A 12,736-nucleotide genomic window follows, 5' to 3' on the forward strand; every position below is an offset into this window, starting at 1 on the left:
TGTGGGGTGCCAATAGTTGGCCACGTGGCCTGACCTGCGCTTACGCAGCGATGGGTTCGTACTCGTTGATCAGGCCGCCGAGGACTGGTCGTCGACGTATCGACGTGCAGCCTGGCTCTGCGATCGGCTGGTCTGGTTGTGGTGGTGCGAGTTGTAGGGCTTGGTGTGGTCTGCGGTGGTTGTAGTGGTTCACGTAGTGGTCCAGCACCGCTCGCAGGTGGTGTTCGTTGATGATGAGCAGTCGGTCGGTGGCTTCGCGTCGGACGGTGCCGATGAACCGTTCGGCGTGGGCGTTGGCTTGTGGACACCGTGGTGGGGTTTTCACGACGTGGATGCCGGCGTCGGCGAGGACTGTGTCGAACGAAGTGGTGAACTGACCGGCCCGGTCGCGGATGAGGAATCGGAAGTCGTCTGCCCGGTCGCCCAGGTCCATGAGCAGATTGCGGGCTTGTTGGGTGGTCCATGCTCCGTTGGGGTTGGTGGTGGTGCCGAGGATGTGGACGTAGCGGGTGGCGACCTCGATCACGAAGAACACGTAGACCCGCTTGAGCGTCACGGCGCAGTCGACGTGGAAGAAGTCGCAGGCCAACAGGCTGACTGCCTGGGCGCGCAGGAACCGCCGCCATGAAGTGTCGCTGTCGCGCTCGGGTGCGGGCGGTATGCGTAGGCGCTTGAGCACGCGGCGCACGGTCGAGGCGGCGACCCGGTGGCCGAGTTTGAGCAGCTCGCCCTGGATCCTGCGGTAGCCCCAGCAGGTGTTCTCCCGGGCCATCCGCTCGATCAACGCCACCACGGCATCGTCGACCGGCGGTCGCCCGATCCGGTTCGGGTAGGTCCACTTCTTCGCGACCAGGCGCCGCTGCCATCGCAGGACGGTGCCCGGCGTTACCAACCGGCGTTGCCGTAGCCAGTCGGGCAGGCGTCGCACCAACACGGCGAGCACAGCGCGGTCGGCCCAGTTCCACCGCGGGCGAGGGTTGGCCCGGCGCAGCACGGCGACCTCATGTCGCAGCACCAGCAACTCCGCGTCCTTAGCCGCCGATGACCGGCCGAGCAGAACCAACCAGCCGACGACCTGGGCGAAGATCAGGTACAGCAGTCGTAGCGCCACGCCTCACGATCATGCTCCTGCAGCACATGGTGCGCGATCGCCCCAGCTCAGCGCCTCAGTGCAGAGTTCTGGAACCCCACAAGAGCCGCTGGGTGACATCTCCGGACGGCATGCGATGGCCGACCTCGTCGCCCGCGCGCGCGACGTCGCCCGCGCGGGCGACCGGGGCCTCGAGCGGATCGAGCGGCTCGCCATCCACCGCCCCCCGGACGACGTAGTCCGCGACGGGGCAGGCCGCCCGATCGAGGACCTCGAGGTCAGCGGCGGGGCGGGGCGGTTCGACCTCGTCTACGCCCGGTACGGCCGCAACGGCGAGGTTGTTGGGTACGTCCTAGTGGAGACGAAGGGCCCCGAGGCGGATCTCGGCGTCCGGTTGGGACTCGACGGAAAGCACTACTACCAGGGCCACCCCGAGTACGTCCGGTCGTTGCTACACGACATGAAACAGGACCGCTACTTCGGTAACCTCGCGAGGGAAATCAGCGCGAAGTTCGACCAGGGCCGCGTCGACTACATCCTCGTGCAGGCGAAGGTGGCCGCGCGAGTCAAGCCACCCGACGTCCCACTGACCGCCGCCCGTCTCCGGGAGGCCAACCGCCTAGCCCGGAACGAATTGCGGCCCGGCGAAACCTATCACGAGCGGTTGGCGCAGGAGGTCGACGGCGTGCACATCTACGCCGGCTACAAGGCCCGCCAGTTCGACCTGGGGTACGACCCGGTGTTCAACCTGTCCGAGCTCAAGTAGCCCAGCCCCCGGTCGTTCCGGCGAGCCACCGGTGATGACACGGCGACATCGGTGGGATGCGGATGCGGTGGAGCGTTGGGTGGCGGTGGGGTGAATGGAACCGATTGACCGTCTGCTCACCACGGCGGGGCCGACCCATGTGGTAGTGACCAGCCTGAGTGGGGCAAGACCGACCTGCCGACGCGCTGGCTCAACGCGCACCACAAGCGCCATCCCGACGGCGTGCTGAACGTCGACCTCAGCGGCTGGAGCAACCATCCGCCACCGACCACACCGTAGGTCCTCGCCGGGTGGCTGCGTGCGCTCGGTGTCACCGCCGACGACCCGCCAGGCGAGGCAGACGAACTGATCACTCTATACCGGACGGTCACCACCGATAGACAGTGAGCCTTTGTCATCTCGCTGTGGTCTCATGGTTCCAAGGCCCGTAGATGGCCTTGGCGAGTCGACAGACGCGGTGTGGGCTGGAGGCGGACTTGCCAGGACGCGCCAGGTCTTAAGTTGGGCGCTGGCGTGTTCGCCGGGGCTGCAAAGGCGGGCATGGGCGCGGTTGGCGACCCTCTACGACTCGGGCTTGTTCCGCTGGCGGCGGGCGTAGCGCCGCGATCAACCACTTCGCGTCGAGAGCTCGGTAGCGCGGTGACCGTTGACGTGGAAAGGGTGGGGCGTAGCCACTGACGACGCGGTGCGTTCGCAGTGGTGTGCGTGGACTCTGGCGCCGTCGGTCAGATGCCACAGCGGGTGAGTGGCCAGAGGCGCCGAACCGTCATGACGATGACTACCGCGGAGCCAGCCGCAACGTAAGTCCGCACCTCGAAGTCGAGCCCGATCGAGCGGATCACACCTGAGACTTCGACGAGCAGGGTGACTTCGACGAGCAAGTAGCCGATGTCCAGCAGTTTGATCCGCGCGCGATCTTGCCCACTGTGGTGTGGCGTATCGAGGGCTCGGCGATCCGGGTGACGACGCGGATCATCGCCCGATACACCAGTTGCATGCCGCGGAGCAGCACTGCGGCCAGTAGCAGGCTGATCGCGGCCCTGGGAGGCTCCAAAACTCGGCTTGATGCCTCTGACCTGCAGATAGGTTGCCGGGGCGGAACCTGTTCATCGGACGGGTCGTGACTGGGTTTGGTGGCTTCTGCGGCTTGTTCAGATGCTGGCCGCGGTAGTCGAGACTGTGGTGACAACTAAGTGCTCACCGACCTTGCGGGTCCCGAGTCAGCCTTACGATGCCGTTGACCTGCGGTTAGAGGCCGATGCAGCTCGTTGAGCGCTGCTCAGAGAGCACTTGTGTGTGAACTATGTACGGCATATCACGTTGACCTGCCGGAATGTGATTTCGGCAGGTCAACGCGTGTACGTTCCAAGTCATTGAATGCGGTTCAGTGCCGTTTAGAGTGCATTTCTGCTCCCCGTTTGCTCCCCGGCGTGCTCCCGCACGCGGGTGCGGTGATGCGCGCTCTGGTAGATGAATGCGCTGTGGCTGGCGCGGGTGGACGCTTGGAGCACGTGGTAACGCGCTGCATGTTGCTACGCTGCGTGACCTTGGTGGACGTGTGCCTGGCGCACGCCCGGTGTAGGCCAAGGATGTCCCGTCGTTCGTCTCTACAACCACTGACGTGCCCACCGAGGGCGGTCGCTCGGCTTACTCTGATCTGATTACCTGGTCTCAGCGCTTGCACGGTCTCAGTATGTCGCTGGCCAGTACTCGGTGGCTGGATCAAAAGTGCAGCTCGCTGCTCCAGGATGTTCAGGTCAGGGACTATGAGCACCCGGCGACGACCCGAACGTGATCCCCTGGCTCACCCCAAGCGACTGGATCGCGCGCACGCAACGCCTCGCCGGACTGCTCAACCGATACCAATCGCCGCATGAACCCACAGCTCACAGTCGGTGCCAGCATTTTCGATCAGCACAGGCAACAACGGCCGCACCAGCTCCCACAAACCCTCCGGAACGATTCACGACCACCGACCCTCAACCATGATCAACCCAACGACCCACCACCACGTTGGACACGGTCTAAACACCAGGTCGGAGCCATGTAGCCGGGGTTCTGGGACCCCGCAGGATGAAAAGGGTTCTAGGAAAGCCTCATTCCTCTTCTTCCTCTGATGCCTGCCGCAAACGGTTGGCGATGTCCACCAGGGAACCGCGTTGCGGAACGAACCAGCGTCGGGTGCCTTGGAGCGGTTTGCTTTGGTAACCGGCTTCCACCAGCATCTTTTGCACCAGGCCGGACGGTGAGTAGGCGACACCGTCAACCGCCCACACCAGGCAGTTGCGGCGCTGGCGGGTCCAAGTCGCGCGGGCCCGGCGGGCGTCTGCCGCGAGCCAGGGAGTGAGCTGCTGCTGTTCGCGACCCGGGACCGGACGGAATTCGACGAGGGTCCCCTCCTCGAGGGCATTATTCTCGAAGATCACGGTGACTGCGTTGGCCTGCCGTGCGTGCCGTTCACGCTCGGCTGCGCGGTATTCCGCTGAAAGGGCCGGCGGCTGACGCTCTCCCTGCAGAGCCGCCAGTGCTGAGCTGACGAGGTCCGCATATCGGTCGGCATTACGGAAGATGCTACTCACCTGGCTCTTGGGTCCGTAACCCGTATCGATCCCGTGGATCAATGTGGCCACGGCATCCTTTACGAGCTCGGCGACGTATGGCGGTACCTTCGGCCAATCCGATTCCGCAGTCTCTCGCCATCCTACGGGCAGGCGCTGATAAACTATGTGGGCGATGAGTAGACGACCGAGGTCGGCGAGGGTGCCAGCGCGCCCCTCCCACTGCGAGCGTTGGAGGTCGATCTGCCGCTCGATCTCTCGGAGTATCAGGACGGTGCGCCAGGTCTTCACCGCATCGGTACGGTTGAGCGGAAACAGGTGGTGGTGCTGCTTGGGATCCCAGAGAAGATTGATGTCCACATTGGCCTGGAAAGACGGTTCCGGAGACGCGTGAGCGCAGGCGAGCGCGGTCGCAGCCTCCCTGAGGGTGCAACCGTCTTCCTTCGACTGTGGTGGCTCTTCGCCCCGGCGCAGGACGTAGGTCTTTCGCAGCCGAAGCAAAAAGTCATCGCGGAGCTGCTGCTGCACCTTTTCCAGGGCGATGAAGTCCTGGGGTTCCACCCTGTTCTGGGTGTTAGTCGTCCGTGTGACGTCGTGGTCGAAGCCCTCTGGGCAGTCTGCCAAGGAGATGATGCGGATGCCGATCCGCGCGTGTGTGGCGATGTCCGGGGCTCTCTGATACGCCTCGTGAACGGAGGCAACGGTCTGGGCTCCGTTCACGATGCTTGCTCCTTCCATCTCCAAGTCCCCCCGCGGGCCCATGATCACCTTATCGCATAGCACTGTGATCCCATTATTGAAATACCAAAAGTATTTGGGCCTGTTGCGGAGTGTCTCCACGAGTGTGCGATTCACTGCAGTGACCCCAAGGGGGTTACGAATGTTTCGCTGGAAGAGGCGGTGGTGGTTGTCCTCGTACCAGCGTGCGATTTCTTCTCCTCCGATCGTGCCGTGGTACGCCAGGATGGGCTCCTTGATTGGGTTGACGTCGACGGCTGCGGCCGAGGCCTTTAGATTGATCTGTGGTTCGGCGATCCCTGAGCGCAGGATGCGGATAAAGTCGGGAAGCCGCAGGGTGCGCAGGCGCAGCGACTCCTCGTACTCCGCGCAGAACCGGTCCAACACATCCCTGGCTTCAGTCCCCATCGGCTGGGGTCCTGCCCAGACTGGCAGCAGGGTGATCTGGACTCGCGGATTGCTGAGTGCCCGCTCCAGATCGGCGACAAGCGGCGTCAACTTGGCGTTGAACGACTGGTACTCGCGGGCTATCAGCAGTTCCAGACCGTTCTTCAGGTCGAGGGCGGCACTCTTGGAAAAGGCGGCTGTGCCGTCGCTGCTCCACTTCGCTTGCGCGACCCAGACCTGCGGCTCTTCCGAGGTGAGGTCTACCGCCACGGCGTCGATGCCCTGGTCGCCGAACGAGTCGATGACGCACTCCGCGCACCGCTGGAGTGGGTAGCCGGTGAACTCACGGATCGCCAAGGCGGCCAGAGAACGTGAGAGGAAGGAGCTTCGCTGGATTCGCTGCTCAAACTTCGACAGATCGTCAACTTTAACGATCCCAGTGAACTGCTCGTCGAGGGCGTGCTCCAGTTGCTGGGCGTGCAGAGCGGTCACTGTGCTCCTGTCGGCGGGCGGAAGGGCGGCTGTGCTGGGACGGACGGCGCGGGTGTGCCCATCGTTTGACAGACATCTGAGATTGGGGGAGCGTGTCCCCGGAAGGATGTCTCATCATGGAACCCTGGGCAGGTAGAAGCGGCGGCTTCGGCGGTCGTTCACTCCGGAGTTTAAGGTCGAGATCGTGGAGCTGTGCTCGCGGGGTGACCGATCGGTTAGCCAGCTCGCGAAGGGCTTCGCCCTGAGCGAGACCGCAGTGCGGCAGAGGGTCGTGCAGGCCGAGCGCACCCGCACCGACGGATTGGCCACCGACGAACGCGAGGAGCTTATGAGGCCTCCGCCCGTTGCCGGAGGACGTGGAGATGCTCCGCGTGTTAGACCTAAACCGGCGCCTCGCAACTATCTGCTACTCGCGGACGCAGCAATGCAGGCCAGGTCCGACAGCCTTAAGCAGCGGGATCCGAAGCAGAGGTAATGGGCGATCTCGGTCGGATCCTGGAGTGTGCGGCGGGCGAGCAAACAGTGTTCACCGTCCAGACCGCCAGCCGATCCGGATGACCACCCGCGCCCAGCTGTACTCGCGCGGTGTGTGTACCGTTACTGGCTGACATCCGCCGCCAAACCCTGGCGGGCAGGCCTGCGACCAGCTCGCTGGCATGGGCCTCATGACCGCCGGTGGTGACCACAGTGTTTCGTGGACTCTGGTGGCCAGCACGCGCGCGGTGTCGTGCCTATCCGCTATACACGCAGGTAGTTGACCTGCCCATGGGCCTCATCGGGGGTGATCCACCGGGACGGCACCTCCCATGGCGAACACGCGCGCCAGCATCGCCATGGCTTGGCGCGGCTTCGTGGCGAACTCCGTCCCCGGGGGCCCGCCCGACGGCACCGGTCCGCGTCTGCGATCCAGGCACGAGCAGATCGAGCTCCCGGTGCATCAGCGCGTGCGTACGTTGCTCAGACTCCGAGACCGACCTCGTGAGCCTCCTCAGGTACACCTGCCAGCGCGGCCGACTATCTTGGGGCGGTCCACACGACGTAGGGGGACCGCGTGGTAAACGATCAAGCAGACATGGTACAGCAGCTCGCTGCAGCGTCGGTCAACTTCGGCTACCTGCTGTCGTTGGAGCCGCTTCTCGTTCGTTACGCTGCTGGCGCTGAACTGCACGTGTTCACCGATCCCAACGTCGCGCTGTACAAGATGCGGCAATTCGCGGAGGTCCTGGTCCAACGGCTCGCCGTTGAGGGCGGTCAGCAGGTCAACCCGCGGACTGATCTGGCGACTCTCATCGAGGCCCTATACCAAGGTCAGCTGCTGCCCGGCGACGTCTACCACCTGTTCGAGCGCATCCGCCGGTCCGGCAATCGGGCGGTCCACCGCCACCTGGATGATCAGCGTGAGGCACTGACGTGTCTGCACGCCTGCTTCCAACTAGGAGTGTGGTTTCACCAGACCCTGGACGAGCCGTCGTCTGCACGTCCCAATTCGTTCATCCCTCCAGCGCGGCCAGCAGACTTCGCGTCCGACGAAGTCGCCGAGCTCAGGTGCGACCTCGAACAACTCCGGGATGAACTCGTCCGTGCTCGATCTGCGTCGCGGGCTGCCGCTGACCAGGCGCACTCGGAGGCCGAAGCTCGTCAGCAGGCCGAGGTCATCGTCACTCAGACACGCGATGATCTTCAGGCCGCGTTCGACCTGGCGCTGGAGACCGAGCAGGCTCTCAACCGCGCCCAAGAGGAGTATAATGCCAGGCTTACCGATCTTGAGGCGGCTCGTGAGGGGCTGACCGCCGCCGAGCGGAACGATATCGTCCAGAGGGCTATCCGGGCGTCGCGTCGAGTGCGGCTAAGCGAGGCACAGACCAGGGCCGTGATCGACGAGCAGCTTCGCGCTGCGGGGTGGGAAGCCCACTCGGAGAGGCTGCGTCATGGCGTCGGTGCTCGACCGGTCGCCGGGAAGTACATGGCCATCGCGGAGTGGCCGACGTCCTCGGGACCTGCGGACTACATCCTGTTTTGCGGGCTCACCCCTGTAGGTGCGGTCGAGGCTAAAGCTGAGTCACAAGATGTGTCCGGCGACCTTGGGCAGGCCAGACGTTACAGCCGGGACTTCAACGACTTCGTGCCTCAGCCAGCGGTCGGGGGGCCGTGGGGCGAGTACAAGGTGCCATTCCTGTTCGCCACGAACGGGCGACCATACTTAGAGCAGCTGAGAACGGCGTCCGGTCTATGGTTCCAAGACGTTCGCCAGCCCACCAACCTCTCCCGGCCTCGCCGCGAGTGGCCCTCCCCCAGCACGCTCTGGCAGTTGCTGACCCACGACCGCAGCAACGCCGACGAGACAATCCGAAACGACTCCAACTTTGCCCCGCGGCTTCGCGAGTACCAACGCGACGCGATCGCGGAGGTGGAGAAGCGCATCGCCGACGGCATCAGGGCGATGTTGGTCGCGATGGCCACAGGTACTGGTAAGACGGTAACCTGCCTCGGCTTCATCGAGCGGATGCTGCGCAACGAGCGGTTCAACCGAATCCTGTTCTTGGTGGACCGTCTAGCCCTGGGCGAACAGGCGGAGGAGAAGTTCAAGAGCGAGATCGTCCACGGCGTCAACACGCTGGCCCAGATCTACGAAGTCGCGACCATCGACAAACCTCACGTCGACGCCACCACTCGACTGCACATCGCGACGGTGCAGTCGATGGTGCACCGACTCGCCGACCACGACTGCGGCCAAGCCCGGCTCGACCCCGACCTGTACGACTGCATCGTCGTCGATGAGTGCCACCGCGGATACTCCCTCGACCGTGCTATGACACCGGGCGAACTCGAGTTCCGCTCCGAAGCGGAGTACCAGAGCGAGTACCGCCGCGTGCTGGACCACTTCGACGCCGTCAAGATCGGCCTGACAGCGACGCCTGCCGCGCACACTGTGGCTATCTTTGGCGACCCGATCTACACCTACTCCTACCGACGGGCCGTCATCGACGGTTACCTCATCGACCACGAACCTCCCACCCAGATCGCGACGCAGCTCAATACCTACGGCATTCACCTCGACCGTGGGACCGAAGCGAGCATCCTCGACCTCGAAACCGGCCGGGTCGAGCTGCACCAACTCCAGGACGAGCTGAACTTCCAGGTCGACGACTTCAACCGCCGGGTGATCACGACCGGCTTCAACGACGCCGTGTGCCGGGAATTAGCCCAGGAGATCACGCCGGGTGAGGACGGCAAGACCATCATTTTCTGCGTCAACGACGCGCATGCCGATCTAGTCGTCGATTCTCTCAACCGCGCCCTGGAGGAGCTGTGGGGAGAGATCGATGGCGAGCTGGTCATGAAGATCACCAGCAGATCGGACCGGCCACAACGTCTGATCAGGCGGTTCCGTAACGAGCGGACTCCGCAGGTCGCCGTGACCGTGGACCTGCTCACCACGGGGGTCGACATCCCTAAGGTCGACAAGCTGGTGTTCATCCGCCGGGTGCGGAGTAGGATTCTTTTCGAGCAGATGCTGGGCCGGGCGACGCGGCCGTGTTCGGAGATTGGGAAAGAGACCTTCCGCATCCACGACGCTGTCGGGCTCTACGCGGCCCTGGAACCGCTGACGTCGATGCAGCCGGTCATCGCGAACGTTAGCGTTACGGCCGAGCAGTTGATCGCCGAGCTGATCGACGCTGACCGTCCCGAGCATGTCCAGGAGATCGCTGAACAGCTCGCGGCGCGGTTGCAGCGACGCCTCCCGAAGCTGACCGCCGCAGCGGCCGAGGCGTTCGAGCGGCTCACGGCACGTTCGCCCGCTGACTACATCGACAATGTCATCCGGGCCGGTGACTTCAACCAACTCGTTGCCACCTTCACCCGTCTTCCCGAACTGGCTGCACTCATCGAGCGCGGAGTGGTCCTCGATCCCCGCCAGGCGGTGATCGACGACCGGGAAGACGAGGTTATTGCCACCCGCCGCGCGTACGGGGACTCAGTGCAACCAGCCGCATACCTCCAGTCCTTCCAACGTCTGCTGCGGGGACCGAGCGACGTCCCGTGGCTCGACGTCGCTCTGCGGGCGCCGAGCGAGCTGTCCCGGGCCCAACTGGGCGAGTTCCTCACGTCGCTCGAGGCGCACGGGTTTACGGAGGCCAACCTCCGCACCGCCGTGCGCGAGGTCACGAACCGCGACTTCGGTGCGAAGATGATCGGCTACGTCCTCCACTTCGGCCGAGACCTTCCTCTGGTGCCATTCGAACACCGTGTCGATGCGGCAGTCGACGCGCTGCTGTCGCGCGACATCGTGCGTTGGACCACGGTACGACGAAATTTGCTAAGGAAGATATCTTCAGCTTTGAAGACTCACGGATACCTCGACCGATCACTTCTCGACGACGGGCAGTTCCGTCAGGAATTCGGCGGCTTTACGCGACTCGATCGTGCATTTGACGGCCGGCTTGATCAGGTGCTAAACCATTTGACCGAACAGGTTTGGACCAACTCCGGCGTGAGCGAAAGATGACAATGACCCGTACTGCAGACATCGTGGCGAAGCTCTGGGCCCTTTGCAATGATCTTCGTGACGATGGAGTCACCTACCAACAGTACGTGACCGAGCTGACCTACCTTCTTTTCCTCAAAATGGCGGCCGAGACCGGCGAGGAAGAAAAGCTTTTGCCGAAAGGCTATCGCTGGCATGACCTTGAGAAGCGGAAGGGTGTCGAGCAGTACGATTTTTACCGCGAATTGCTCATCCGATTGGGCGGCAAGGCCCCCAGTCGGCAGGTGCGAGTGGTCTACGGCAACGCGAGCACGTCGATCAGGCATCCGCGAGTTCTCACCAAGCTCGTCACCGATCTCGACGCCTTGGATTGGTTCGACGCACGCACCGAAGGTCTTGGCGACCTTTATGAGGGGTTGCTGGAGAAGAATTCCACCGAGTCGAAGCGAGGCGCTGGGCAGTACTTCACACCTCGCCCCCTCATTGACTCGATGATCGCGTTGGTCAAGCCGCAGGCTGGCGAAGTTGTCCAAGATCCCGCCCTTGGCACCGCTGGATTCCTCGTCGCAACGCACCGCTACATCTGCGAAACAACCAACGACCTGTATGACTTGAGCACCGAGCAGCAGAACACCCAACTGCGCCACGCCTACGTCGGCATGGAGTTGGTTCCTGACACGCACCGCCTCGCCGTGATGAACGCCCTCCTGCACGGTTTCACCGGTGATCTCAGGCTTGGCAATACCCTCACCTCCGACGGCGCGGCCCTTCCGTCCGCCGACGTGGTACTGACCAACCCGCCGTTCGGCACCAAGACCGGCGGGGGAACTGACCGCGAAGACTTCACCTATCGCACCTCGAACAAGCAGTTCGCCTACGTGCAGCACATCTACCGGACGCTCCGTCCCGGCGGCCGGGCCGCCGTCGTACTTCCCGACAATGTCCTGTACGATGCCCAAGCCCGTCCTATCAGGACGGACCTCCTGGACAAGTGCAACGTCCACACCATCCTGCGACTACCCGAGGGTCTCTTCTACGCCCAGAGTGTAAAGGCCAACGTGCTCTTCCTTTGCCGAGGCCAGGGCGACACCGGAAACACCCAGGAGACCTGGATATACGACCTTCGTTCCGGGGTCTCTTCCTTCGGTCGACGCAACGTGCTCACCCGTGCATTCTTCGCCGACTTCGAGCGCGAATTCGGCGACGACCCCTACGGGAAATCGCCTCGCACTGACCATGGTCCTCGGGGACGCTTCCGCCAATTCACCCGCGAGGACATTGCCAGACAGGACGACAGTCTCTACTTCCCTTGGTCCGTCTCGAATGGTAGCGATGAGGATGCAAAGGATACTGATCCAATTAGTGTCATCGAAGGGATGACCAAGAGTCTGCAGCAGGCGATGAACGACCTTGAAATGCTCCGCGTGATCGTCGATGGGGAGGTGCGTTAATGGCTATCGTGACCACCTGGGCCACTGTACCCTTGAAAGAGGTTGCAGACGTACGCCTAGGACGGCAACTATCGCCCAAGAACCGGATTGGCGACAACATGCGCCCGTATCTGAGGGCGGCGAACGTAACCTGGCGCGGCTTGAACCTTGACGACGTCAAGACCATGAACTTTACGGAGACCGAAGCCAAAACCTTCCTACTTCAACCTGGTGACATCCTCGTGGGAGAAGCCTCAGGTAGTGCCGCCGAAGTCGGCAAACCTGCCATGTGGACGGGCGAAATCGCCAACTGCTGCTTTCAGAACACCCTGATCCGCGTCCGCAGTCACGCCATTGACCCGCGGTATCTCCTACACTTTCTCCGGCACGAGGCACGGAGAGGAGCCTTCGTCGAGCACGCTAGGGGGGTGGGTATTCACCACATCGGCGCAGCGCGGTTGGCCCAGTGGCAGGTTCCGATTGCGCCGCCCGACGAGCAGCAGCGTATCGCGGACTTGATGGACCAAATCGACGAGTTGGCCAACTGCGTCGAGGACCGACTGCGAACCGAGTTGAACAACCTGCGTAATTTGCGAATCACTTCGGCCGCAAAGATGTACGCGGGCCTTGAGGCGGCCTCGGTCAATGACCACGCGCTGGTCGATTAGTCTCAGCTTGATGTGACCGTCGACGACGTAGGCGATTTCGTGGTCCACCACTCCGTCATTCGCGCGCTGGAACGACAGCGGAGCCGGTCCTGAATCTCACATGTGAGGTTCAGGACCGGCT

Annotated in this window: 6 protein-coding genes and 1 pseudogene; 4 read left to right on the forward strand and 3 right to left on the reverse strand. The window is 63.3% G+C overall.

Annotated elements, in window-relative coordinates:
* Positions 1-40 precede the first annotated feature (40 nt).
* The gene (locus LV79_RS18900; RefSeq protein ID WP_253838593.1) at positions 41-1,111 is read right to left on the reverse strand and encodes an integrase core domain-containing protein; all 1,071 of its coding nucleotides are present in this window, start codon (positions 1,109-1,111) and stop codon (positions 41-43) included.
* A gap of 115 nt (positions 1,112-1,226) precedes the next feature.
* Here LV79_RS18900 and LV79_RS18905 point away from each other — a divergent pair, with 115 nt between their 5' ends.
* Positions 1,227-1,856 (forward strand): hypothetical protein, encoded by a 630-nt coding sequence (locus tag LV79_RS18905; RefSeq protein ID WP_253838596.1) that lies wholly within the window; start codon positions 1,227-1,229, stop codon positions 1,854-1,856.
* A 394-nt stretch (positions 1,857-2,250) separates the two neighbouring features.
* Here the strand turns inward: LV79_RS18905 and LV79_RS18910 are convergent.
* A pseudogene (locus LV79_RS18910) lies at positions 2,251-2,438 on the reverse strand (IS5/IS1182 family transposase); the annotation flags it as partial.
* A gap of 1,514 nt (positions 2,439-3,952) precedes the next feature.
* Complete coding sequence (locus LV79_RS18915; protein WP_253838598.1) at positions 3,953-6,031, reverse strand: AIPR family protein; 2,079 nt, start codon at positions 6,029-6,031, stop codon at positions 3,953-3,955.
* A gap of 1,072 nt (positions 6,032-7,103) precedes the next feature.
* Here LV79_RS18915 and hsdR point away from each other — a divergent pair.
* From hsdR to LV79_RS18930, 3 genes are read left to right on the forward strand one after another with little or no spacing between them, the layout of a single operon-like run.
* Entirely contained in the window at positions 7,104-10,538 is a 3,435-nt protein-coding gene (gene hsdR, locus LV79_RS18920) for a type I restriction-modification system endonuclease (protein ID WP_253838600.1), read from the forward strand.
* 2 nt (positions 10,539-10,540) lie between these two features.
* Positions 10,541-11,968: a class I SAM-dependent DNA methyltransferase gene (locus LV79_RS18925; protein WP_253838602.1), complete on the forward strand. Its 1,428-nt coding sequence runs from the start codon at positions 10,541-10,543 to the stop codon at positions 11,966-11,968.
* Positions 11,968-12,615 (forward strand): restriction endonuclease subunit S, encoded by a 648-nt coding sequence (locus tag LV79_RS18930; protein WP_253838603.1) that lies wholly within the window; start codon positions 11,968-11,970, stop codon positions 12,613-12,615. Before LV79_RS18925 ends, LV79_RS18930 begins: the two co-directional genes overlap by 1 nt.
* Positions 12,616-12,736: the final 121 nt, after the last annotated feature.

Origin of the sequence: Actinokineospora globicatena, assembly GCF_024171945.1 — a bacterium.
Classification (GTDB): domain Bacteria; phylum Actinomycetota; class Actinomycetes; order Mycobacteriales; family Pseudonocardiaceae; genus Actinokineospora; species Actinokineospora globicatena.